Raw genomic sequence first — 23,320 nt, 5'->3', positions numbered from 1 at the left:
CGTCCCGGGCGGCATTCCCACGCAGAGCGTGGGAACGATCAGTGCGGTGTCAGTGAGACAGCTGATTGGCAAACTGCCCCACCGCATCCACCACTTTCTGCGCACCGTCCTGAATCTCGACGATCACCGTGCCCGCCTCCGCCGCCAGCGCCAGGCCCTGTTCAGCCTGAAGCTTGCCGTCGGTCATCAGCGCCACGGCATTGCGGGCCATTTCCTGGTTCTGCCGTACCACGCCAACGATTTCATCGGTCGCCTGGCTGGTGCGCGAGGCCAACTGCCGGACCTCGTCCGCGACCACGGCAAAACCACGGCCCTGCTCGCCGGCGCGAGCGGCTTCGATGGCGGCGTTGAGCGCCAGCAGGTTGGTCTGTTCGGCAATGCCGCTGATGGTTTTGACGATGGTGCCGATCACCAGCGACTGCTCGTTGAGCGCCTCGATACCTTCGCCAGCGGCTTGCATGTGCCGCGACAAATCACGCATCACGTTCACCGCTTCGGTGACCACCGTGGTGCCCCGTTGCGCGGTGCTGTCGGTTTGTTGCGAGGTGCTGTAAGCGATGCTCGCTGCATCGGCAACCGCCTGCTCGCGGTTGACCTGATCGGTGATCACCGTGGCGAACTTCACCACTTTGTACAGTTTGTCGTTGGCATCAACCACCGGGTTGTAGGACGCTTCCAGCCACACCGTACGACCATGGCTGTCGATACGCTTGAAGCGGCCAGCGACAAATTCACCGCTGTTCAGGCGCCGCCAGAAGTTTTGGTACTCGGCGCTGTTGTACTCATCCGGGGCGCAGAACGTGCGGTGATGTTTTCCTTTGATCTGCGCCAGGCTGTAACCCATGCCGTTGAGGAAGCGATCATTGGCGCTGAGCACATTGCCGTTGAGGTCGAACTCGATCACGGCGGTAGAGCGCACCAGCGCGCCGATCAGGTTCTCATGCTCGCGGGAGGCTTCGATGGTGCGGGTCAGGTCGCTGGCGTAGAAGGAAATGTGTCTGATCCGGCCATCGGACGAGCGCACCGGTTGCACGATGGAACGCAGCCACGCCTCGTCGCCATTGCCGCGTAACAGGCGCACGGCGCCGGCGAAGTGCTCGCCACGGCTCATCGAGTTCTTGAAGCGCTGATGGAATTCGTCGGATTTGACCTGGGCCGGCACGATGTCTTCGATTGCCCGGCCGACCAGGTCCTGGCTCTTGTAGAACATTTCATCGAGAAAATTCTGGTTGACCGAACGAATCCGCCCATCGGGCTCAAGGGTCAGCGCGAGCATTTCGCTTTCCAGGCTTTCCTTCACTTGTACAAGGCTGGAGAGTTCTTCACGGAGAGCGGCCAGCTCTTGCTTCAAGCGTTTATTGAACATGGGAAAGCACCGATGGCAGGTAGTAAGCGGATACAACCTAGCCATCGGCCTTGCGCAGCTTTTCTGAAGCGGGCTCAAGACCCGTCAGTCGAAAATAGTCCGGCGCTGTCGGTTCAAGCCGCGCCGGCAGCCTGACACGGGCCGGTGCGCGGCATGCGCGCACCGAAATACGCCGCTGTCAGAATGCCCACCGCGCCCATCACTGCACAGAACATCACGCAGACCCACGGGCTCCACGGCATCAGACCAATCAGCAACAGCGGTGTGATACTTGCCCAGGCGGCGTAGGCAATGTTGTAGGTGAAGGAAATGCCCGACACGCGAATCCGCGCCGGAAAAAGCCCGACCATCACCGAAGGCACCGCCCCCACTACCCCACAAGCCAGACCGGCGACCGCGTAGGCCATGCCGATCCAATACCCACCCATGATCAGGCAGCCATACAAAACGCCAATGCCCAGCGGCAGCAACAGGCTGTAGAGCATGACCGTGCGCCAGGCGCCGATGCGATCGACCAGCAGACCGGCGATCACGCAGCCAATGTTGAGAAAGACGATGCCCAGCGCACTGAGTCCGAAGGTGTGGCTGGCGGTCATGCCGAAGGTTTTCTGCATCATGGTCGGGGTGATGACGACGAACACCACCACTGCCGAGGTGAGTACGCAGGTGAGCAACATGGCCGGCAGCATGGCCAGACGATGTTCACGCAGCACCGTGCGCAACGGCAGCTCGACCCGCGCCTCGCGCTGCGCTTGCATGGCCATGAACACCGGGGTTTCGCTGAGCCAGCGGCGCAGATAAACGCCCACTACGCCGAACACGCCGCCGAGCAGAAACGGATAGCGCCAGGCGTAATCGAGAATTTCGGCGGGCGTGAAAACCTGCGCCAGGAAGGTCGCCGTGAGTGCGCCGATCAAGTAACCGAAGGTCAGGCCGGCCTGCAAAAATCCGAGGGCGTAACCGCGATGGCCGACAGGCGCATGCTCGGCGACGAACACCCAGGCACTCGGCACTTCACCACCCACCGCAGCGCCTTGCAGGATGCGCAGCGCCAGCAACAGCAAGGGCGCGAAATAGCCGATCTGCCCGTAGGTCGGCATGATCCCGATCAGCAGACACGGCAGCGCCATCATCAGGATGCTCAGGCTGAACACCTTTTTGCGCCCGAGACGGTCGGCGAAATGCGCCATCAGAATCCCGCCCAGCGGCCGTGCCAGATAACCGGTGACGAAGATGCCGAAACTCTGCAGCAAGCGCAGCCACTCGGGCATTTCCGGCGGGAAGAATAGCTGGCTCAGGGTCAGCGCGAAGAACACGAAAATGATGAAATCGTAGATTTCCAGCGCCCCGCCGAGCGCCGCAAGGCCGAGGGTCTTGTAGTCGGCACGGCTGAATGGCGCCGGTCGGGCTGGAGAATTGGCAGTCATGACAAAGAACTCAGGCATCGGCAAAAACCAAGGCGCCCATGGTCTACGCAAATGCGCGGATCGACAACCCGTCAGACCATAGTCTCGGTTTGCGAAAACCTGCTCAACAAAAGGGCGGCGCTTGATTTACTGTTAGCGCCTGTCTGCTGGGCCACAGCTTACAAACCACCATCAATCCCTGTGGGAGCGAGCTTGCTCGCGAAGAGGCCGGTATATTCAACATCACTGTTGACTGACCTGACGCCTTCGCGAGCAAGCTCGCTCCCACAAGGGGCGCTGACCATGTTGAGATTGTGGCCAGAGATCAAAATAACCATAAAAAATCCGAGGTACTTCCCGTGGCCGTTGATATCGAAGATAGCCGCTCCGCGCGCTTTGCCCTGCGCTGTTCCAGTTTTGCCGAACGCTGGTTTCCCGACTCCTGGGTGTTCGCCGCGTTGGCCGTGATCATCGTTGCGCTGGCCACTCTGGCCATGGGCGCCAAACCCACCGCTGCAGCGATGGCCTTCGGCGACGGCTTCTGGAGCCTGATCCCGTTCACCATGCAGATGGCCTTCGTGGTGATCGGCGGCTACGTCGTCGCTAGCTCTCCGCCCGCAGTCAAGCTGATCGACAAACTGGCACGCATCCCGAAGAACGGCCGCTCCGCCGTGGCTTGGGTGGCGTTGATCTCGATGGTCGCATCGCTGCTCAATTGGGGTCTGTCGCTGGTATTTGGCGGGCTGCTGGTACGCGCCCTCGCCCGCCGCACCGACCTGAAGATGGATTACCGCGCCGCCGGTGCCGCTGCGTATCTAGGTCTGGGCGCGGTGTGGGCGCTGGGCTTGTCATCGTCGGCCGCCCAGTTGCAGGCCAACCCCGGCAGCCTGCCGCCGTCGATCCTGTCGATCACCGGCGTGATCCCGTTCACCGAAACCATTTTTCTCTGGCAGTCCGGGGTAATGCTGCTGGCACTGATCGTGATTTCGATCATCATCGCCTACGCCACCGCCCCGGGGCCGAACTCGGCACGCGACGCCAAGGCCTGTGGCATCGACCCGGCGTTCAATCTGCCACCGCTGCAACCGCGCACTCGCCCCGGCGAATGGCTGGAACACAGCCCGTTGCTGATCATCGTGCTGGTGCTGCTGGCGGCGGGATGGCTGTTTCACGAGTTCTCGACCAAACCGGCGATCACTGCGATTTCCGGCCTGAACACCTACAACTTCCTGTTCATCATGCTCGGCGCGCTGTTGCACTGGCGCCCGCGCAGCTTCCTCGATGCGGTGGCCCGTGCGGTGCCAACCACCACTGGCGTGTTGATCCAGTTTCCGCTGTACGGCTCGATCGCCGCGCTGATGACCACGGTCAAAGGCGCCGATGCGCAAACCCTCGCGCATCACATCTCGACTTTCTTTGTCAGCATCGCCTCGCATGACACCTATGCGCTGCTGATGGGTGTGTATTCGGCGATTCTCGGGTTCTTCATACCGTCCGGCGGCGGCAAGTGGATTATCGAAGCGCCCTACGTGATGCAAGTCGCCAATGACCTGCAATACCACCTCGGCTGGGCAGTGCAGATCTACAACGCCGCCGAAGCTCTGCCGAACCTGATCAACCCGTTCTATATGCTGCCGCTGCTGGGCGTGCTCGGGTTGAAGGCGCGGGACCTGATCGGTTTCTCGTTCGTGCAACTGCTGGTGCACACGCCACTGGTGCTGCTGTTGTTGTGGGCGCTGGGGACGACATTGGCGTATACGCCGCCGGTGATGCCGTAGGTAGACTTTAATTCGCCTGTCTGCGGACAGGCGTATTCAACCTTGAGCGGTCGGAAGGGACTTCAACAGTGCAGGCAACGCAACCTGAACGGTTTCCCAGACAACGTCCAGATTGATACCGAAATAACTGTGAGCAATTCGATTACGCATCCCACGCATGCTGCGCCACGGCACCTGCGCGTTTTCAACAGTGAACTCAGGGTAACGATCCATGATCTTGGTCGCTGCCTCTCCAATGATGATCAGGCTCATGATCACCGCTTGTTGCGTTCTCTTATCTTCAGCGAATTCATCTTTGTTCAGGCCCTCGACGAAGATAAGCGCATCGCTCGCGGCCTGACGAATATGTTCAAGATAATCATCTCGCCGGTTCTCGTTCATACGGGTCGCGCCTGATCAAGCACCTGCTGACGAAATTTCACTGGCAGGTCGCCGGGGGTCAGCACCTCGACCGCAACACCCAACAGGTCTTCAAGCTCAACCTGAAGTCCGCCCAGATCAAAAAGCGTCGTGCCGGGCAGCGGGTCAACCAGCAGATCGAGATCGCTACCGTCCAGATCCGTCCCCAGCAATGCTGAACCAAATACACGCGGGTTGGCCACACGAAAGCGCCTGATGACTTCGCGGACGGCGGACCTTTGCATGTCGAGAGCAGTAGAAGGCTTCATGACTCACCCTTGGAAAATTCGATGTCGCTGCAGTCTAGCAGTGCGGACGCGCACCAGGCAGCGTGCTTGTTGGCACAGCCGTAACAATATGTGCGCTGCTTGGGTAATACCGCATTCAGACAAGAATCCACACTCAACCGCTTTTCTGTCAAACACCACTGATCCACTATGAAGCGCCCCCACATCGAGGGGAACCCACGCTGAAAAGGATCTGAGCATGTTCAAACTCGCAGGACTTACCCTCGCTGCACTGACGCTAAGCGCCGCCGCTCACGCCGATGTCGACGTGAAACTGGGCAGCACCGAGCGCGTCACCCGCCTCTTCGCCTACCCCAACAACTGCAGCGTGATCTGCTTCCGCAACTGGACGCTGGAGCAGACCGTCGCTCATTACCTGAGCCAGAGCGTGCAACGCGACGGTTATGCCAACGCCAAGGTGCTGGTGAAAACCGACAACGATCAGCTCTACGCCGAGATCAGCGGTGTCCCCGACGGCTACGACAAACCGTTGTCAGCGTTGCTCGACGCCGGCGACCTGGCTTATGCCGGCGCCAGCAAGCTCAATGCCGATGGCAAATGGGCCTATAGCTGGTATCTGTTCCTGCCGCTGGGCATGGCGCTGGAAAACCGCAAAACTGTCGAGCTACTGCACTTCCCCCCGGATTATCCGCTGACGCAGGCGCAGGACTATTTGCGCTCGAATACCACCGATCGCTGGGCAACCTTGCTGACCGATAACGGCATCCCCACCGGGCAGACGCCGGCTTACCAGACCATCATCGACATCGCGCCGATCGCCGCACCATCCAATGCCGGCGGGGATCTGGAGGACGTCTACGACTACTTCAAGGATTACCAGACCACGCTGGTCAGGCAGTTCAGCCAGACCGCCAGCGGCACGACGCTGCCGATGGTTGCGTTCGGGGCGCCAGTGCGCAACTGGATCAAGGAACAATATGGACCGACGGTTGGCGTTTTGGGCCTGGCCAGCATCAGTCCGAGCGAAGGGGTGAATGTGCCGGTGCTCGGCTCGAATCATCCAAGCTATATCTGGTACGCCGCCGATCCGAAGAGCTACACCGGCGACGATGCCCAGGCCAAGGCAGACGCGGCGGGCCTGAAAGTCATGGGCCAGGATTTGAGTGCTGCCTGCTGGCAGGCGGCGATGGGCAGCAAACCGGGCAGCGATGCCAAGACCACGCTGAACAGTTGCACGCAAACATGGCAGGTGACGCAAAAGGTCAAAACCTGCGAGTTGTTCTACACCTCGATCCGCGATCTCAGCGCCGAAGAAGCGGCTGCCAAGTGCGCCACGCCACCGGTAAAGACACAACTGCAGCAGTTGAAAGCGCCCTTGCCTGCGGCCGCCGTGCCCGCACCAGCGCTGTAAGCACTGCTGGAGTAACCCCCGTGTCAGCCAATGCTGACGCGGGATAACGGTGATCGCGCCTGTCAGGTTTGACAGTAGACCGGTAGCTTCAAATACGCGACGCTTGGATCCAATCATGTCCCGCAGGCGAGGCATGGGCACAACCCGGAGGCAACACTTACCAACAAGGATCGTTATGAACAACCAAGCCATGGGCCGGCATCCGCCCCGCGACACCGAAGGCATCTATCCCTTCGCCGGACTTCCCGTGCGGCTGGGCTTTCCATCCTGCGACGACTTCCAGATCATCCACAACGAACGAGGCGTTGCCGCGGCAGTGGTCGCGCGCCGCGAATTTCTGCGTATCAGCCGAATGTGTCGGGTATCAGGGCAATTGCTGCCCTACCGCGGTCGACAGACCCGTCAGTTGCAAACCGGTATCCATGTTTACGATCCGCGCTTTTGCGGAGTGCTGGAACACGCCTGCGACCCGAATGCCTTTCTCGACATGAGCGAACTGTGGCTGTGGGCCTTGAAAGATATCCATAGCGGCGAGCGCCTGAGCATCGATTACGCATCGACCGAAGACAAACTGCTGCACCAGTTCGCCTGCGATTGCGGCTCGCCGCGCTGCCGTGGCTGGATCACCGGTTACGATGAGCACCCCACGCCTGAAGGCCAGCACTTTTTACAGCGCTGGCGTCACGCGGGGCGGGGTTGAGAGCGACGGTTACGGCGCGCCGACCGGGCGCAGACGATATTGCGGCGGCAATTGCTCGAAACCGCTGATGGTGGTGTTCAGACTTTTCCAGCGGCCGTCCTTGATGCCGTAGATGCAGCCGTGGATCGACAGCGGCTGTCCGCGATGCCAGGCGTTCTGGATGATGCTGGTGTGCGCGACGTTGGCCACTTGCTGGATCACGTTGAGTTCGCACATGCGGTCGACCTGCTCTTCTTCGGTCGCCAGCTTGGCCAGCTCTTCGCGTTTCTCGTAGTACAGATCACGGATCGACCGCAGCCAGCCGTCGATCAAGCCGAACTGACGATCCTGCATCGAAGCACGCACGCCGCCGCAGCCGTAGTGGCCGGTGACGAGGATGTGTTTGACCTTGAGCACATCAACCGCGTACTGGATCACCGACAGGCAATTGAGGTCTGTGTGCAGCACGACATTGGCGACATTGCGGTGTACGAACAGATCGCCCGGCAGCATGCCGACGATTTCGTTGGCCGGTACGCGTGCGTCGGAGCAGCCGATCCAGAGATATTCCGGGGTCTGCTGGCGCGCCAGTTTGGCGAAGAAGTCCGGGTCTTCCTTGGTGATCGCGTCAGCCCAACGCTCGTTGTTATCAATCAGGTCTTGTAGATCGTGCATGGATAAGGCCTCAAGAAAGATGCGCAGGTTTGATAGACGACCACCCGTCGAAGTCACGCCACCAGCGCAAAGTGTTTCCGTTGGAATTCTCGCGCGCCCGGTGAGTCCACTCAGTAAGGCCCACACTATGAGGAATTGCCATGACTGATTCACGACGCCCTTATGATGCGGTGCAACCGGAACCCATCGATGATAACGAAGACCGCATGGGCTCGGTGCACGAGCTGGATTTTGACGACGAAGAACCCAGTGCGAAAATCGGTGATGAGCTGCCCGAACGCGAACGCGACCAGTTGATGCCGGCTGAGCGGGTGCGTGAGGCGGGTATGACCGGGGCTTCGGTAGATGATCATCAGCCGACCGACGATGACCTGAGCCCGGAAACGTTGATTCGCGAGGACGGCGCGCGCGATGCCGCTGAACTCGGCGAGGGCAATCCGGCGGATTGGGATTTGAGCGAGGTCGGTGAAAACGACATCGGCGGCGGTGACGGGCTGGATGAAGCGGAACTGGCGGATCTGGATCCGCTGAATGGCAAGCGCTGACCAGCTGATTTGAAGTTCGCCCCCTGTAGGAGCTGCCGAAGGCTGCTCCTTGTATGTTCCCCAGACACCAGCATGAATGAGATCTAAGCTCGCTGGTGCGACATACGAAGATGTGTTTCTGGGGGAGACCGATCGCTCCTTAAGGCAGGACTTGCTCCTGACCTTGTCTGTAGAGAGGTCCCCCCGCCTCATTGCCCACCACGAAGAGTATCGAGAAGCCGACGAGTCGGACTTCGCATTACAAGGTTGCAGTGGCATGAAGTTCGAGGTCAGGGGAACCAGGAAGCATTTTTAACTCAGTTCTCTTGGAGTTGAAAGCATGAACATGCACGTCGGTTTGGATGTGGGATCTCGCACTACAGCGATGGGCTGGCGCAATGGCGGCCGCTTTGCAGGTCAGTGCAATATCGACCAGACGCCGGCGGGGCGCAAGGCTGCTGTCGGCAAATTGCTTGAGCTCAAGCCGATATCTGTGGTGATGGAAGCCACCGGTATCTACTACCTGGACTTGGCCATGGAGCTCGCTGCGGCGGGTTTGCCAGTCTCGGTTATCAATCCGAAGAGTTTTCACAACTTTGCAAAGCTGATGCTGAAAAACAGCAAAACGGACGCAATCGATGCCCAATTATTAGCTGAATACGGCGAACGGATGAGCCCAAGGTTGTGGACGCCGCCCACTTCAATACAGCTTGAGCTGCGTGCTATCGGCCGCCACATCAATCGTTTGACAGGTCACCGCACCCGCGCCAAAAACGAGCTGCATGCGCTAAAAGCTACTCAAACAACACTCCCGATGCTGATTGAGGATGAAGAAGAGGCCATCAACGCCTTTGACAAACGAATCGAGCGTTTCCGTGTCGCTGGTCGGGCATTGATCGACAACTGCCCAATGTTGAGCGCCCAGTTTGGACACATGATTGCCGCTCCAGGCATGGGTGAGATCTCAGTATTTGCAGCGCTGGCTGAACTGACGACCTTACCGGTGACGCTTAAATCCGCGCAGGTTAGCCGCCATGCCGGACTCGATGTCCGACTCACGCAATCAGGAAGCAGCATTGATAAACCCGGCCGGATAAGTAAGGGCGGCAATGCCTATTTGCGCTCAGCGATGTACATGCCTGCGCTGACCGCCATACGTTGCGACCCGAACGTGAAAGCGTTTTACGAAGCGTTGGTGGCCCGAGGAAAGAGGAAGATGCAAGCTATCGTCGCAGTCATGCGCAAATACCTGACCGGACTATGGGCCTGCATGCAGGCCGGAGAAGACTTCGACACGGCCAAGCTTTTTAGCGGTAAACACGTCCAAAAAGCTTGACCGTGAACAGAGTATCTACAGGGTCTCAGTCAACAAGGGTACAGGCCATCACCACCGCATCCTCACGCCCACCCACCGCCGGATAATAATCGCGACGCCGGCCAATCTCGTTGAAGCCATACCGCTCATACAACTTGAACGCAGCCGTGTTGCTGTCGCGCACTTCGAGAAAGCATTCCCGAGCCTCGGCCGCATACGCCCGCGACATCAAATGCTCAAGCAACGTCAAGCCCAACCCACGCCCCTGGTTTTCCGGTTTGACGGTGATATTGAGCAGGTGCGCCTCATCAAGAATGATCTGCACCACACCGTGGCCCACCTGCTGCTGCCCTTCGAACATCAGCCAGATCTGGTATTTGCCCAAGCCATCGAGAAAGATGCCCCGGGTCCACGGATGGCTGTACGCGGCATATTCGATCTTCAACACAGCGTCCAGATCCGCCTCGGTCATCGGGCGAAAGGTTACAGCCTCACTCATCGGATTGTTTCCAGCGCGCCATCAGCCGACGCATGGCTTGCCACACAGCGGCCTTGCGCTGTGGCTCTTCCATTAACAGTTCCAGACCGGGAATCGCCCAGGCCAGGCCCAGACCTTCGATCTGCAATTCACTATTGAACGCTTCGGCGTCCGCTTCCCCGGCAAATTTCACCGCCGGCAGGCCGATCAGCCACAGACAGGCGCAGGGCGCCGCTTCCATCTGCACCGAGAGAAAACCCTGCACGAAGTCGCGCGCCGCTTCCGGGCCTTGATCCAGCGTGCCGCGATTGAGCCACGGCCAGCGCACCGGTTCGCCGACGATTTGCGGCGCATCCGGCAGACCAGCGGCGCGCAGCATGTCCTTGAGCAGCAGGTAGGCCGGATCGCGACTTTGAAACGCTTCGCCTGTGGGTAACTCGACCAGCAGCAGGCAGCGCCCGGCGCGCAGCAGTTGCAGGGCGAAACGCGGCGGCGGCACTGGCGCAGGCTTGACCACCACCGGCGTCTCGTCGACTTCTTCCACCGGTTTGGCGCCGTTGCGGGTGCTGGCCAGCGACGGGCGCGGCACTTCGACTTTCGGCCGTTCGGCCTGACGCACGGCAGGCTGCGCCGGTGCTTCGGCCTGGGGTGCCGGAGCGACCGGCACCTCAAGCTCAGGCTCGGGCATCTCCAGCAGCTCGGGCCGCGACGGTGCGGCGAAAGGCAGTTCGGTGCGCGGCAGCCAGTTGACCACCTGCATGGCGTTCAAATAGGCGCGGCGGCGGGACTCGATAAGCAAAGGTCGGCCACTTGTGGATAACGGAAAGTGCGCTGATTCTACCGCCCTTCGCACAAGATCGCTTGCTGTTGATCGCTAGCCTGCGCCACTGCGCTTTGAGCAAAGAATGCGACAGCCCGTCCCGAGAGTGAATCGCCACGCCTGTGATGCAGTACAATCGCCGCTTTTAACCGCCAACCAGCCGGCCATTCCGATGATCGAACCCAAGCGCGTCTTGCGCGCCCTCGCTGAACACTGGGCACTTCTGGAGCCACTGTGCGAGCACTTCGACCAAGGCACCCTGAGCCTCAACGAACTGCGCACGCAACTGGCCGCCCAACAACTCGACAGCACGCCGCAGGACATCACCAGCCTGCTCGACGTGTGGATTCGCCTCGATATTCTGGTTCCGGTGGCGAAAAGCCCGAACCGCTTCGAGCTCAACGCGCAGATCCACGACTTCCTCGCCTATCTGCGCCGCGAACACCGCCTCGGTCTGTGCCTGGAAATCGAAGCCTACCTGCGTCACCTCGAACGTCTGGCCGGTTACATCCAGGACGCCTTCGACGTTCGCGACGGCAACGATCTGGCGCGCCAGCTGCGTTTGCTCGACATGCGCGTGCGCGACGTACTGAAAAAACTCGACAACGATGAACAGGCCTTGGTGGCAGTCGCCGAACGGGCGAAGACCAGCGACCGGCAGATTCCATTGCGTCAGCGTTACGCCGAAGTGCTGGCGACGTGGGACGAATACGTCGAGCCGATGATTGATCTGGTCAACGCCGACGGCGCCTTCGAACAAGGCGTGCGCAAGGTCGAAACCGTGCTGCTGAAAATGCTCAGCGAACAGCAGCGCCTCGGCCATCTGGTCGATGACGACATGCTCCTGCGCACCCACGCGCGCATTCTCGAAATGCAAACCAGCGCCCAGCTCACGTTGCGCCATGCCCGCGAACTGCTGCTGCCGTTGCGTGAAGAAGCGCGTCGGCACAACGCCGTGACCCGTGGCGCCGCACTGGCATTGGCGGCGATCCGGCGTAAAGGCATCGACGCCGTGCCGCAAGCGGCGATGCCACTGTTCACCCGTCCGCAAAGCACCTTCCTGGGCAGCGCCAGTCAGGTCGAAGCCTACGTCTACGCGCTGGCGCGTTTCGAGCCGAAACCGGCGCGCTTCCCCAAGGCGCACAAAACCCAGAAGGCGGGCGACGCGCCACGAGCCCCCCGCACCGTGCGCGAGATGGTCGATCGTTGCGAAGAATCGTTGCCGATGCCGGACCTGATGACCTGGCTGCTGGAGCAGGAACCGGACGGCGCCACCGACGAATTGCTTTACTGGTTCTCGCGCCTGTCGCGGGAAAAACGCTTCAAGCGCGAGCGTCTGGAACGCCGCGAATACCACACTCACGAGCACCAGGTCAGCCTGCGCTCCTTCGCCCTGCTCTCGGCCAGCGATACCGCCGCCGAGGATTCTGCGAGCATCCCAAATGCATCTTGATCTTTCCGAACTGTCGCAACTGGCGCCGATCTTCCGCGAGTTGTTCAAGGGTTACCACGTCAGCCGCCGTGATCCCGAGCTGTACGCACAACTGTCGAATTTCCAAGACCAGTACCGCACGCTGTTCAAGGCGCTGGGCTTTGAACTGGTCTGCGACACCCGTGGCTTCTACTATTTCGTGCCGGACATGGCCGCCGCAGCGGTGAACAAGACCGCCCAGCGACTGGCGCTGTTCACCTTCATCCTCGTCGAGCACCTGGCCGATCAGGGCCGCGACCCGATTGCCGTGCTCGACGGCGGCAGCCTTGGCCGCGAAGAGTTGCCGTCGCTGCTGGACAAGTACCGCGATCTGTTCATTCAGGCCGAAGTGCAGACCGTCGAAGAACTCGAAGAAAAAATCATGCGCCGCATGACTCAGCTCGGTTTTGCCGGCGAAGAAAACGGTGTCTACCGCTTCCTGCCGCCAATGCACCGTTTCCTCGACGTGTGCCTGTCGGTGCAGCAGGACCGCGACTTGGCAGCCAGCGTGCACAGCGTACTGCCGCTGCCGGCACCGGTGCTGATCGACGAAGAAGCCGAAGCGAAATTCCTCGAAACCGACGATCCGCTCGATCTTTCCGAATTTGAAGAAGAAAGCGAAGACGACGCACTGGCCCGCGCCATTGCCGAAGAACAGGAGTCCGATGCATGAGCCAGGAACGCTACGGCATCCGCCGCTTTGCCCTTTTGAACACCGCCGGTTACAGCCTTGGCCTGTTCCCGCTGGAGGAACCGCTGTCGGTCTATGGCGCGAACAACCTCGGTAAATCGGCGTCGATCAACGCCTTGCAGTTTCCGATTCTGGCGCGCATGTCGGACATGAGTTTCGGCAAGTACAGCCTCGAACAATCGCGGCGCTTCTACTTCGCCTCCGATACCAGTTACATCCTCGTCGAAGTCAACCTGCCCCACGGCCCGCACGTGATCGGCGTGGTCGGTCGCGGCCCGGGGGGCGGTTTCGGGCACCAGTTCTTCGCCTACGCCGGCAAGCTCGATCTGGCCCACTACCAGAAAAACGACACCTGCCTGCGCCAGAAAGAACTGTTCAGCAATCTCGAAAAAGAAGGCCTGAAGGCTTACGAGCTCAAGCCGGACGAACTGCGCCGCTTGCTGGTTGGCGGCCACACGTCGATCCCGCTCGACCTGACGCTGATCCCGCTGCGCTCCACCAGCGAGCAGAGCCTGAAGACCTTCCGCGCGCTGTTCATCAACCTGCTGCACATGCGCGAAATCACCGCGGCCAAGCTCAAGCAGCTGTTCCTCGATGCCTTCGAGCACAGCCTGCGTTCGGGCAGCGTCGATTACATCGCTGCGTGCGAAGAAGCCTTCCGCGACGTGCGGCGCATGGAGCAGGACTACAACTCGCTGGTCGCCGCCGGCCCGTTGGTCGAAGCCTTGGCCAACGGCGTGAAACAGCGCGACGTGCTGCGCGGCAAACTGCATCGCCTGTCGCCGCTACTCGATTCCCTGCTCGGCACCTGGTCGGACTACGCCACGGCGCGCCAGGAAGAGCTGACCATCCAGGCCGAGCACTACCGTCGCGAGCAGGACGATCTGCAAAACGATCAGCGCGGCGGCACTCAGGAACTGATGCGTCTGGAGCGGGAAATTTCCGGCATTCAGCGCTGGCTCGGTGAGCTGTCGGTATTGAAGAACCGTTTCGCCCTGGTCGATGACGTCAAAGTGCTCGAGCAACAATTGCTCGCCGCCAAGGACGCTCACGACGAACTGGCCGGTGCCTTGGCGCAGTCGCGTCAGTTCAGCGCCGAAGACCTCGAAGAGCGTCTGCGCGATCTGGAAAAACGCCTGAAGTCGGTGAAGCAGCAACTCGATCATGCCGACAACAACAGCTACGCCCGCCTGCGCGAAGAGTTCTCGCAACAGGACGTCGAACGCCTGATGCGTCTGTTCAATAGCGCGCTGTTCAGCCTGCCGCTGGGCGAGCACGGCATCACCCTCGACGAGAACGGCGAGTGGGTCAAATCGGTCGAGCTGATTCTTGACGGCTTCAAAGGCGAGCGCTTCGAAGTGCCGGGCCTGTCGATCGACATCTCGCACATCGAGCCGCCGGCCCTGCAAGCGCTGGCTGACCGCGCGGCGTTGCGCGATCAGAAGGAACGTCTGGAAAAAGAACTCAAGCAGCTGAAAACCCAACAAGCCGTGGCCGCCGACCGCGCCGCGAGCAAGACCCAGACCGAAGCGCTGTACCAGCAGGTGCTGGACGCACAGAAGGCGCTGGAAGATTTCCGTCGCACCCAGACGCTGAGCGCCGAAGAAGGCGACAAGCTCGAGCAACTGGCGCAGATGGAAGCCGCGCAGGACGAACTCAAGCGCTCCAGCGATGCGTTCACCGAGCGCGTCCAGCAACTGTCGGCCAAGCTGCAACTGGTCGGTCGGCAGATTGCCGACATGGAAGCCAAGCAACGCACCCTCGACGATGCGCTGCGCCGTCGTCAGTTGCTGCCGGCGGATCTGCCGTTCGGTACGCCGTTCATGGATCCGGTCGACGATTCGATGGACAACCTGCTGCCGCTGCTCAACGACTATCAGGACAGCTGGCAGGGTCTGCTGCGTGCCGATGGCCAGATCGAGGCGCTATATGCGCAGGTGCGTCTCAAAGGCGTGGCCAAGTTCGACAGCGAAGACGACATGGAGCGGCGTCTGTCGCTGCTGATCAACGCTTACGCGCACCGCACCGATGAGGCCCTGACCCTCGGCAAGGCGCGGCGCGCGGCGGTCACCGACATCGCCCGCACCCTGCGTAACATTCGCAGCGACTACGACAGCCTCGAGCATCAACTGGCGCTGTTCAACCGCGAGATCAACAAGCGTCAGGTCTCCAACCTGCAGAGCTTCCGCATCGTCCTCGCGCCGAACAAGGAAGCGCTCAAGCACATCGACCAGATCATCCACAGCGCCGGGCAGTATGAGGAAGGCGAAACCCTGTCGGTGTTTGACCTCAGCCAGAGCGCCGAGCAGGACAACAAGAACGAAGAGGCCAAGGAATATCTGGCACGGCTGGTGGCGGCCAACCACAACCAGCTCGGTCTCAAGGACTTGTTCGAACTCGCCTTCGAGATCACCAAGGTCAACGGCCAACCGGTCATCCACACCGACATCGACGGCGCGGCGTCCAACGGTACGACCATGACCATCAAGGCGCTGACCAACATGTACTTGTTGCTGCATTTGATGGATCGCGATCTGGCCGGTCGCGTGCGTCTACCGTACTACCTCGACGAGGCGGCGGATATCGACGAGAAGAACCAGGCGGCGCTGCTTGAAACCAGTCTGCAACTGGGCTTCGTGCCGATTCTGGCGAGCGTGAAGCCGCAGGTCTGCGCCAGTGTCGCGATCGACCTGGAAGGCGGCAGCGGCCCGGCCGGGATCTACATCGATGAGGCGGACTGGAAGTACATCCGCCGCCACGATGTGGTCAAGGCCACGCTGAATGTGCAGGCGGATGAGCCGGAGCTGGATGCGGTTTGATCGGCTTTAGCTGAAGGCAAAAAAAGGGCCGCGATCTGCTGGGATCGCGGCCCTTTTTTATCGCCTGGGATTTGGGTTGAATCAGAGGGCCTCTTCGCGAGCAAGCTCGCTCCCACATAGAAACGCATACAAAATGTGGGAGCGAGCTTGCTCGCGAAGGCGTCTTGATAGACGCCCCATAAACTTCAGGTTACTTACCGAGCTGAATCTTCGGCGCCCACGTCAGCCACTCATCCTCGAACTTGTCGAACAACGGGAACGTCTGCTCGGCCCGCGCCGGGTTGCCCATGCGTTCACCGTCCGGGGTGGCGAAGGCAATACCACCTTGAATCAGCGTCTCCAGCGACTCGGTTCGCACCGTCACGCCTTTAAATAAACCGTAATCGAAGCCCACACCGCTGGTGTTCCAGAAGCGGCTGCCGCTGCGCACCAATGGCGCATACTTCGGCTCGATCAGGATGTGCACCAATACACGGTCAGCGGTCTGGCCCAACTCATAACCGGTCACCTTGCCGACGGTGATTTCACGATAGGTGACTGGTACGCCGGGCTTCAGCGAACCACGACGTGCAGCGCTCAACACCAGACTCAAACCGGCTTCCTGTTTGGTGACTTCCGGCGCCTCGGCCAAAGCAACGAAGTTTTTTTGCGGCCCGAGATTTTTCGCCGCTGGCTGGACTTCGATGTATTTGCCGGTGACCAGGGTTTCCAGATTCTGCGTCTTGATCAGGCCCAGCTCCGGCTTGACCACCCAGAACTGACTGCCGACCCGCGCAATTTTCTCCGGCACTTCGGTGATGCGTGCGGTGAGGATCACCGACTGCATGTCGTCGGTGAGATCCACGCTCTCGATCTTGCCAACATCTAGCCCCTTGAAACGCACCGGAGTGCCGCTGTTCAAACCGTCAGCGCGATCGACTTTAATGGTCACTACCGCACCTTTCTTGTTCGCCTCGTCATGATCGGCGAACAGACGGAAGCGCGGGATGCGTTTCTTCAACGGCGCATTGGCTTGCGGTGTTTCGAATGCAATACCGCCGGCCATCAGGGTTTGCAGGGATTCACTCTTCACCTGAATGCCGCCGGTCAAGCCACCGGTGAGGGTAATGCCGCTGACGTTCCAGAAGCGCGTCGAGGCGTTGACCAGGTTTTCGTATTCCTTCTCGATGTGTACGCCGATGACCAGTTGCTTCTTGGTTCGGGAGAACTGGTAGCTCTGCACCGAACCGACCTTGACCTGCTTGTACAGAATCGGGCTGCCGACATCGATCGAGCCGAGCGAATCGGTGAACAGCACCAGATGCAGGCCCGGCGATCGCAGGTCCAGCGGCGGAGCTTTTGGTCGTGCTTCGAATTCCCGCTTTGGCGCGGCGCCTTTGTCACCCGGACGCACGGCGATATAGTTACCTTTTACCAGCGCTTCCAGGCCGGTAATACCGGCAAGGGAAATCGACGGTTTGACCACCCAGAACTGCGTGCCCTCCACCAGATAGTCTTCGGCCAACGGATCAAGGGTCAGCTCGGCGGTGGCGCTGTTCAGGTCAGGATCGACCTTCAACGCTTTCAGGTTGCCGACCTGAATACCTTTGTACATCACCGGCGTGCGACCCGCCTGCAGACCTTCGAAATCGCTGAGCTTGACCTTCACGCGAATCCCGGCAGCGGCAGCGTCAAAGTCTTCATAGAGACGGAACGGGAGGCTCGGATCGGTTGCCGGACTGTCCTTGCGATTCTCCGGCGTCGCGAACGCGATACCACCGGCGACGATGCTGGCCAGGGATTCGCTGCGCACTTTCACGCCGGACAGGTTGGCGTCGATGCTGATGCCGCTGGCGTTCCAGAAACGCGTGTGCTTGCGCACCAGTTTGGCGTAGGTCGGCTCGATGAACACTTTCAGCTCAACAGTGCTCTGATCCTCGGAAAGCACATAGCTTTTGACTTGGCCAACTTTGATCTGCTTGTAGAACACCGGGCTGCCACGATTCAGAGAACCGAGGCGATCGGCCTTGATGGTCAGGTGCAGACCGGGCTTGGCGTCGGACAGCGGCGGCTCTTCGGCCAATGCCTTGAATTTGCGCACCGGCTCGCCTTCACCGGGACTGATGGCAACGTAGTTACCCGAGACCAATGTCTCCAGACCGGTGATACCGGCCAGGGTCACGCTCGGCTTGACCAGCCAGAACCGTGTGCTGGTCTTCAGGTACTGCTCGACGTCCTTGTTCATTTCGATGGTGGCGATCACGCCTTTGGAGTTGCCTTCATCGTCGAGCTTGAGCGTTTTGACCTTGCCGACCGGCATGCCTTTGTAGACCACTTCAGTCTTGTTGGCCTGGATGCCTTCGCCGCTTTCGAAGCGCACCTGAATCTCTATACCGGTCTCGGAATAAGCACGCCAGCCGAGCCAGCCGCCGATGATCAGCGCGATCAGAGGCAGCACCCAAATGGCCGACCAGTTCGAAGCGGGTCGGGTTTTCGCTACAGGCAAATCAGTCATGGTCGTCGTCCGACTCCGTGTTATCCCAAATCAGTCGGGGATCGAAAGTAACTGCCGCGAGCATCGTCAGAATCACCACAGAGGCGAAGGCGACGGCGCCCAGGTTGGCTTCGACACTGGCTATCCGGCCGAAGTTGACGACCGCCACGAGAATGGCGATCACAAAAATATCGAGCATCGACCAACGGCCAATGAACTCGATGAAACGGTACATCCAGATACGCTGGCGGGCCGATAATGGTTGCCGACGCTGCACAGAAAACAGCAACAGCGCGATGCCGACCAGTTTGAAGGTCGGCACCAGAATACTGGCGATGAACACCACGGCCGCGATCGGAATCATGCCGTGCTGCACCAGTTGAATAACCCCGGACATGATGGTGCTCGGATCACCCTGACCCAGAGAGCTGACCGTCATGATCGGCAAGACATTCGCCGGAATGTAGATAATTGCTGCCGTGATCAACAGCGCCCAGGTACGGGTCAGGCTGTTCGGGCGGCGAGCGTGAACCTGCGCGCCACAACGGGTGCAGTTCTGCTCGTCGACGTCAGCTTCCTGCTTGTTCAGCTCGTGACATTCGGTGCAGACCAGAATGCCCGCATCAATCGCCCGCATGGGCATCCTCTCCTGATAATGCCTGCCAGATCTGATGCGGTGACATCACCACCTCCAGCCAGACTTGTACCAACAACAAGCCAATGAAACATGCCAGCCCGAGGCCGACGGTGATGGCTGCCATGTCCGCAAGCTTCACGATCGCGACGAGGACGCCCATGAGGTAGACCTCGAGCATGCCCCAGTCTCTGAGGTGGTGGTAAATACGATAGAGCAGCAAACCGTAGCTTCGGCCGACTTCGAAACGAATCGTCAGTAACACAAACAGCTGGCACAACAACTTGAGTAACGGTATGGCCATGCTGCAAAGGAAGACGACAATCGACACTCCTTGCATATCGGTGTTGAACAGGCCGACCACGCCACTCCAGACCGTATCCTGCGACGATTGCCCGAGGATATTGAGTTGCATGATGGGTAAAAAGTTTGCCGGTACGTAAAGTAATAACGCCGCGATCACCAGGGCGAGGCTGCGCTGCACCACGTTATGGCGGTGGGCGTATAACTCATAACCACAACGCGGGCAGAGCGCTTTCTCACCATGGGCAAGTGTCGGCTTGCGCATCAGCAGGTCGCACTCGTGGCAGGCTATCAAGTCTTCCAGCGGTAAATCTGACAGCCCGGGGGCGTCAACCGATTCTGACATACAGGCTCTGGCTCCGATAAAGATGGGGCTATTCTAGTGTTCTGATTCGAAAATAACTGTGCAATTTTGTTCGCCGTAACGCTGAAAACTTTCTCGCAGGCAAAACAAAACCCCAACTGCTTTCGCAATTGGGGTTTCGGAATTTAATCTTGACGATGACCTACTCTCACATGGGGAAACCCCACACTACCATCGGCGATGCATCGTTTCACTGCTGAGTTCGGGATGGGATCAGGTGGTTCCAACGCTCTATGGTCGTCAAGAAATTCGGGTACTGACTCGTGACCAGATGGCCTCGTTTCAGAAAATTGGGTATGTGACAGCTAGGTGTTTGTGCGCTTCGAACTTTCGGTTCGTTTCGTCTTCACACACCGCAATCTGGCGCCTTCTCAGGTCAGCAAATTGCTTGGGTGTTATATGGTCAAGCCTCACGGGCAATTAGTATTGGTTAGCTCAACGCCTCACAGCGCTTACACACCCAACCTATCAACGTCGTAGTCTTCGACGGCCCTTCAGGGAACTCAAGGTTCCAGTGAGATCTCATCTTGAGGCAAGTTTCCCGCTTAGATGCTTTCAGCGGTTATCTTTCCCGAACATAGCTACCCGGCAATGCCACTGGCGTGACAACCGGAACACCAGAGGTTCGTCCACTCCGGTCCTCTCGTACTAGGAGCAGCCCCTCTCAAATCTCAAACGTCCACGGCAGATAGGGACCGAACTGTCTCACGACGTTCTAAACCCAGCTCGCGTACCACTTTAAATGGCGAACAGCCATACCCTTGGGACCGGCTTCAGCCCCAGGATGTGATGAGCCGACATCGAGGTGCCAAACACCGCCGTCGATATGAACTCTTGGGCGGTATCAGCCTGTTATCCCCGGAGTACCTTTTATCCGTTGAGCGATGGCCCTTCCATACAGAACCACCGGATCACTAAGACCTACTTTCGTACCTGCTCGACGTGTCTGTCTCGCAGTCAAGCGCGCTTTTGCCTTTATACTCTACGACCGATTTCCGACCGGTCTGAGCGCACCTTCGTACTCCTCCGTTACTCTTTAGGAGGAGACCGCCCCAGTCAAACTACCCACCATACACTGTCCTCGATCCGGATAACGGACCTGAGTTAGAACCTCAAAGTTGCCAGGGTGGTATTTCAAGGATGGCTCCACGCGAACTGGCGTCCACGCTTCAAAGCCTCCCACCTATCCTACACAAGCAAATTCAAAGTCCAGTGCAAAGCTATAGTAAAGGTTCACGGGGTCTTTCCGTCTAGCCGCGGATACACTGCATCTTCACAGCGATTTCAATTTCACTGAGTCTCGGGTGGAGACAGCGCCGCCATCGTTACGCCATTCGTGCAGGTCGGAACTTACCCGACAAGGAATTTCGCTACCTTAGGACCGTTATAGTTACGGCCGCCGTTTACCGGGGCTTCGATCAAGAGCTTCGCGTTAGCTAACCCCATCAATTAACCTTCCGGCACCGGGCAGGCGTCACACCCTATACGTCCACTTTCGTGTTTGCAGAGTGCTGTGTTTTTAATAAACAGTCGCAGCGGCCTGGTATCTTCGACCGGCATGAGCTTACGGAGCAAGTCCTTCACCCTCACCGGCGCACCTTCTCCCGAAGTTACGGTGCCATTTTGCCTAGTTCCTTCACCCGAGTTCTCTCAAGCGCCTTGGTATTCTCTACCCAACCACCTGTGTCGGTTTGGGGTACGGTTCCTGGTTACCTGAAGCTTAGAAGCTTTTCTTGGAAGCATGGCATCAACCACTTCGTCACCCAAAGGGTAACTCGTCATCAGCTCTCGGCCTTAAGATCCCGGATTTACCTAAGATCTCAGCCTACCACCTTAAACTTGGACAACCAACGCCAAGCTGGCCTAGCCTTCTCCGTCCCTCCATCGCAATAACCAGAAGTACAGGAATATTAACCTGTTTTCCATCGACTACGCTTTTCAGCCTCGCCTTAGGGACCGACTAACCCTGCGTCGATTAACGTTGCGCAGGAAACCTTGGTCTTTCGGCGTGGGTGTTTTTCACACCCATTGTCGTTACTCATGTCAGCATTCGCACTTCTGATACCTCCAGCAAGCTTCTCAACTCACCTTCACAGGCTTACAGAACGCTCCTCTACCGCATCATCCGAAGATGATACCCGTAGCTTCGGTGTATGGTTTGAGCCCCGTTACATCTTCCGCGCAGGCCGACTCGACTAGTGAGCTATTACGCTTTCTTTAAAGGGTGGCTGCTTCTAAGCCAACCTCCTAGCTGTCTAAGCCTTCCCACATCGTTTCCCACTTAACCATAACTTTGGGACCTTAGCTGACGGTCTGGGTTGTTTCCCTTTTCACGACGGACGTTAGCACCCGCCGTGTGTCTCCCATGCTCGGCACTTGTAGGTATTCGGAGTTTGCATCGGTTTGGTAAGTCGGGATGACCCCCTAGCCGAAACAGTGCTCTACCCCCTACAGTGATACATGAGGCGCTACCTAAATAGCTTTCGAGGAGAACCAGCTATCTCCGAGCTTGATTAGCCTTTCACTCCGATCCACAGGTCATCCGCTAACTTTTCAACGGTAGTCGGTTCGGTCCTCCAGTCAGTGTTACCTAACCTTCAACCTGCCCATGGATAGATCGCCCGGTTTCGGGTCTATTCCCAGCGACTAGACGCCCTATTAAGACTCGCTTTCGCTACGCCTCCCCTATTCGGTTAAGCTCGCCACTGAAAATAAGTCGCTGACCCATTATACAAAAGGTACGCAGTCACAGAACAAAGTCTGCTCCCACTGCTTGTACGCATACGGTTTCAGGATCTATTTCACTCCCCTCTCCGGGGTTCTTTTCGCCTTTCCCTCACGGTACTAGTTCACTATCGGTCAGTCAGTAGTATTTAGCCTTGGAGGATGGTCCCCCCATATTCAGACAAAGTTTCTCGTGCTCCGTCCTACTCGATTTCATGACTAAGAGATTTTCGCGTACAGGGCTATCACCCACTATGGCCGCACTTTCCAGAGCGTTCCGCTAATCTCAAAGCCACTTAAGGGCTAGTCCCCGTTCGCTCGCCACTACTAAGGGAATCTCGGTTGATTTCTTTTCCTCAGGGTACTTAGATGTTTCAGTTCCCCTGGTTCGCCTCTTGCACCTATGTATTCAGTACAAGATAACCATCTTATGATGGCTGGGTTCCCCCATTCAGACATCTCCGGATCAAAGTCTGTTTGCCGACTCCCCGAAGCTTTTCGCAGGCTACCACGTCTTTCATCGCCTCTGACTGCCAAGGCATCCACCGTATGCGCTTCTTCACTTGACCATATAACCCCAAGCAATCTGGTTATACTGTGAAGACGACATTCGCCGAAAATTCGAATTTCTCAACTAAGAGAACTCACAAATTTTACCTTAGCCTGATCCGTTACCAGTGAAAAGTAACGTTCAGTCTATCTTTCTATCACATACCCAAATTTTTAAAGAACGATCTAGCCA

Annotated in this window: 17 protein-coding genes, 2 rRNA genes and 2 pseudogenes; 8 read left to right on the top strand and 13 right to left on the bottom strand. The window is 58.7% G+C overall.

Going from position 1 to position 23,320, the window contains the following annotated elements:
• Nucleotides 1–49: 49 nt before the first annotated feature.
• From ACMYUN_RS19380 to ACMYUN_RS19370, 3 genes and pseudogenes are all read right to left on the bottom strand, one after another.
• Nucleotides 50–487 (bottom strand): annotated as a pseudogene (locus tag ACMYUN_RS19380) (methyl-accepting chemotaxis protein); the annotation flags it as partial.
• A 150-nt stretch (nt 488–637) separates the two neighbouring features.
• Nucleotides 638–1,276: pseudogene (locus ACMYUN_RS19375) on the bottom strand (PAS domain-containing protein); the annotation flags it as partial.
• Between the two features lie 203 nt (nt 1,277–1,479).
• Nucleotides 1,480–2,793, bottom strand: coding sequence for an MFS transporter (locus ACMYUN_RS19370; RefSeq protein WP_415761454.1), 1,314 nt, complete (start codon nt 2,791–2,793; stop codon nt 1,480–1,482).
• Nucleotides 2,794–3,131: 338 nt separating this feature from the next.
• Between ACMYUN_RS19370 and ACMYUN_RS19365 the strand changes: the two genes are divergently transcribed.
• The gene (locus ACMYUN_RS19365; protein ID WP_016773194.1) at nt 3,132–4,550 is read left to right on the top strand and encodes a short-chain fatty acid transporter; all 1,419 of its coding nucleotides are present in this window, start codon (nt 3,132–3,134) and stop codon (nt 4,548–4,550) included.
• Nucleotides 4,551–4,586: 36 nt separating this feature from the next.
• On the opposite strand, the gene ACMYUN_RS19360 is transcribed toward ACMYUN_RS19365, so the two are convergent.
• Together ACMYUN_RS19360 and ACMYUN_RS19355 are read right to left on the bottom strand one after the other, a co-directional pair.
• The gene (locus ACMYUN_RS19360) at nt 4,587–4,931 is read right to left on the bottom strand and encodes a DUF86 domain-containing protein (RefSeq protein ID WP_415761452.1); all 345 of its coding nucleotides are present in this window, start codon (nt 4,929–4,931) and stop codon (nt 4,587–4,589) included.
• Complete coding sequence (locus ACMYUN_RS19355; protein ID WP_076564119.1) at nt 4,928–5,218, bottom strand: nucleotidyltransferase family protein; 291 nt, start codon at nt 5,216–5,218, stop codon at nt 4,928–4,930. Before ACMYUN_RS19355 ends, ACMYUN_RS19360 begins: the two co-directional genes overlap by 4 nt.
• Nucleotides 5,219–5,435: 217 nt before the next feature.
• On the opposite strand from ACMYUN_RS19355, the gene ACMYUN_RS19350 reads away from it, so the two are divergent.
• Both ACMYUN_RS19350 and ACMYUN_RS19345 read left to right on the top strand, forming a co-directional pair.
• The gene (locus tag ACMYUN_RS19350; RefSeq protein ID WP_415761450.1) at nt 5,436–6,608 is read left to right on the top strand and encodes a hypothetical protein; all 1,173 of its coding nucleotides are present in this window, start codon (nt 5,436–5,438) and stop codon (nt 6,606–6,608) included.
• A gap of 175 nt (nt 6,609–6,783) precedes the next feature.
• On the top strand, nt 6,784–7,308 hold the full coding sequence (locus ACMYUN_RS19345) for a lysine methyltransferase (protein WP_415761448.1): 525 nt from the start codon (nt 6,784–6,786) through the stop codon (nt 7,306–7,308).
• A gap of 9 nt (nt 7,309–7,317) precedes the next feature.
• On the opposite strand, the gene can is transcribed toward ACMYUN_RS19345, so the two are convergent.
• Nucleotides 7,318–7,962, bottom strand: a complete 645-nt coding sequence (can, locus tag ACMYUN_RS19340) for a carbonate dehydratase (RefSeq protein ID WP_039761245.1) — start codon at nt 7,960–7,962, stop codon at nt 7,318–7,320.
• A 140-nt stretch (nt 7,963–8,102) separates the two neighbouring features.
• Here can and ACMYUN_RS19335 point away from each other — a divergent pair, with 140 nt between their 5' ends.
• Nucleotides 8,103–8,507, top strand: coding sequence for a serine kinase/phosphatase (locus ACMYUN_RS19335; protein WP_415761446.1), 405 nt, complete (start codon nt 8,103–8,105; stop codon nt 8,505–8,507).
• A gap of 319 nt (nt 8,508–8,826) precedes the next feature.
• Entirely contained in the window at nt 8,827–9,822 is a 996-nt protein-coding gene (locus ACMYUN_RS19330; RefSeq protein WP_310408833.1) for an IS110 family transposase, read from the top strand.
• 25 nt (nt 9,823–9,847) lie between these two features.
• Here ACMYUN_RS19330 and rimI read toward each other — a convergent pair whose 3' ends face one another.
• Together rimI and ACMYUN_RS19320 are read right to left on the bottom strand one after the other, a co-directional pair.
• On the bottom strand, nt 9,848–10,300 hold the full coding sequence (gene rimI, locus ACMYUN_RS19325; RefSeq protein ID WP_039761243.1) for a ribosomal protein S18-alanine N-acetyltransferase: 453 nt from the start codon (nt 10,298–10,300) through the stop codon (nt 9,848–9,850).
• The gene (locus ACMYUN_RS19320) at nt 10,293–11,039 is read right to left on the bottom strand and encodes an energy transducer TonB (protein ID WP_415763983.1); all 747 of its coding nucleotides are present in this window, start codon (nt 11,037–11,039) and stop codon (nt 10,293–10,295) included. The genes rimI and ACMYUN_RS19320 overlap by 8 nt, the downstream gene beginning before the upstream one ends.
• A 232-nt stretch (nt 11,040–11,271) precedes the next feature.
• On the opposite strand from ACMYUN_RS19320, the gene mksB reads away from it, so the two are divergent.
• Genes mksB through mksF form a run of 3 tightly spaced genes read left to right on the top strand, consistent with a single transcriptional unit; the run spans nt 11,272 to nt 16,080 of the window.
• On the top strand, nt 11,272–12,552 hold the full coding sequence (mksB, locus tag ACMYUN_RS19315) for an Mks condensin complex protein MksB (RefSeq protein WP_160768349.1): 1,281 nt from the start codon (nt 11,272–11,274) through the stop codon (nt 12,550–12,552).
• Nucleotides 12,542–13,243 (top strand): Mks condensin complex protein MksE, encoded by a 702-nt coding sequence (mksE, locus tag ACMYUN_RS19310; RefSeq protein ID WP_415761443.1) that lies wholly within the window; start codon nt 12,542–12,544, stop codon nt 13,241–13,243. The genes mksB and mksE overlap by 11 nt, the downstream gene beginning before the upstream one ends.
• Nucleotides 13,240–16,080 (top strand): Mks condensin complex protein MksF, encoded by a 2,841-nt coding sequence (gene mksF / locus ACMYUN_RS19305; RefSeq protein ID WP_415761441.1) that lies wholly within the window; start codon nt 13,240–13,242, stop codon nt 16,078–16,080. The genes mksE and mksF overlap by 4 nt, the downstream gene beginning before the upstream one ends.
• A gap of 190 nt (nt 16,081–16,270) precedes the next feature.
• Here the strand turns inward: mksF and ACMYUN_RS19300 are convergent, their stop codons facing one another.
• The 5 genes from ACMYUN_RS19300 to ACMYUN_RS19280 all read right to left on the bottom strand — a co-directional run bounded on the left by ACMYUN_RS19300 (nt 16,271) and on the right by ACMYUN_RS19280 (nt 23,147).
• Nucleotides 16,271–18,574, bottom strand: coding sequence for an intermembrane transport protein PqiB (locus tag ACMYUN_RS19300; protein WP_415761440.1), 2,304 nt, complete (start codon nt 18,572–18,574; stop codon nt 16,271–16,273).
• Nucleotides 18,567–19,190: a paraquat-inducible protein A gene (locus ACMYUN_RS19295; protein WP_039761236.1), complete on the bottom strand. Its 624-nt coding sequence runs from the start codon at nt 19,188–19,190 to the stop codon at nt 18,567–18,569. The genes ACMYUN_RS19300 and ACMYUN_RS19295 overlap by 8 nt, the downstream gene beginning before the upstream one ends.
• Nucleotides 19,177–19,836 carry a paraquat-inducible protein A gene (locus ACMYUN_RS19290; RefSeq protein ID WP_039761234.1) on the bottom strand — a complete coding sequence of 220 codons (660 nt, stop codon included), beginning with the start codon at nt 19,834–19,836 and terminating at the stop codon, nt 19,177–19,179. The genes ACMYUN_RS19295 and ACMYUN_RS19290 overlap by 14 nt, the downstream gene beginning before the upstream one ends.
• Nucleotides 19,837–19,983: 147 nt before the next feature.
• Nucleotides 19,984–20,099: ribosomal RNA gene (rrf, locus tag ACMYUN_RS19285) — 5S ribosomal RNA — on the bottom strand.
• 154 nt (nt 20,100–20,253) lie between these two features.
• Nucleotides 20,254–23,147 (bottom strand): 23S ribosomal RNA (locus ACMYUN_RS19280).
• Nucleotides 23,148–23,320: the final 173 nt, after the last annotated feature.

Origin of the sequence: Pseudomonas sp. CP4 (assembly GCF_047758505.1) — a bacterium.
In the GTDB taxonomy this organism is placed as follows: Bacteria; Pseudomonadota; Gammaproteobacteria; order Pseudomonadales; family Pseudomonadaceae; genus Aquipseudomonas; species Aquipseudomonas fluorescens_AO.
This window is presented reverse-complemented; position numbering and strand designations above follow the sequence as displayed.

Coding starts and splice junctions, on each gene's coding strand:
- ACMYUN_RS19370 (WP_415761454.1), bottom strand. CDS start 2,793: ATGACTGCCAATTCTCCAGCCCGACCGGCGCCATTCAGCCGTGCCGAC.
- ACMYUN_RS19360 (WP_415761452.1), bottom strand. CDS start 4,931: ATGAACGAGAACCGGCGAGATGATTATCTTGAACATATTCGTCAGGCC.
- ACMYUN_RS19355 (WP_076564119.1), bottom strand. CDS start 5,218: ATGAAGCCTTCTACTGCTCTCGACATGCAAAGGTCCGCCGTCCGCGAA.
- ACMYUN_RS19350 (WP_415761450.1), top strand. CDS start 5,436: ATGTTCAAACTCGCAGGACTTACCCTCGCTGCACTGACGCTAAGCGCC.
- ACMYUN_RS19345 (WP_415761448.1), top strand. CDS start 6,784: ATGAACAACCAAGCCATGGGCCGGCATCCGCCCCGCGACACCGAAGGC.
- can (WP_039761245.1), bottom strand. CDS start 7,962: ATGCACGATCTACAAGACCTGATTGATAACAACGAGCGTTGGGCTGAC.
- ACMYUN_RS19335 (WP_415761446.1), top strand. CDS start 8,103: ATGACTGATTCACGACGCCCTTATGATGCGGTGCAACCGGAACCCATC.
- ACMYUN_RS19330 (WP_310408833.1), top strand. CDS start 8,827: ATGAACATGCACGTCGGTTTGGATGTGGGATCTCGCACTACAGCGATG.
- rimI (WP_039761243.1), bottom strand. CDS start 10,300: ATGAGTGAGGCTGTAACCTTTCGCCCGATGACCGAGGCGGATCTGGAC.
- ACMYUN_RS19320 (WP_415763983.1), bottom strand. CDS start 11,039: ATGCAGGTGGTCAACTGGCTGCCGCGCACCGAACTGCCTTTCGCCGCA.
- mksB (WP_160768349.1), top strand. CDS start 11,272: ATGATCGAACCCAAGCGCGTCTTGCGCGCCCTCGCTGAACACTGGGCA.
- mksE (WP_415761443.1), top strand. CDS start 12,542: ATGCATCTTGATCTTTCCGAACTGTCGCAACTGGCGCCGATCTTCCGC.
- mksF (WP_415761441.1), top strand. CDS start 13,240: ATGAGCCAGGAACGCTACGGCATCCGCCGCTTTGCCCTTTTGAACACC.
- ACMYUN_RS19300 (WP_415761440.1), bottom strand. CDS start 18,574: ATGACTGATTTGCCTGTAGCGAAAACCCGACCCGCTTCGAACTGGTCG.
- ACMYUN_RS19295 (WP_039761236.1), bottom strand. CDS start 19,190: ATGCGGGCGATTGATGCGGGCATTCTGGTCTGCACCGAATGTCACGAG.
- ACMYUN_RS19290 (WP_039761234.1), bottom strand. CDS start 19,836: ATGTCAGAATCGGTTGACGCCCCCGGGCTGTCAGATTTACCGCTGGAA.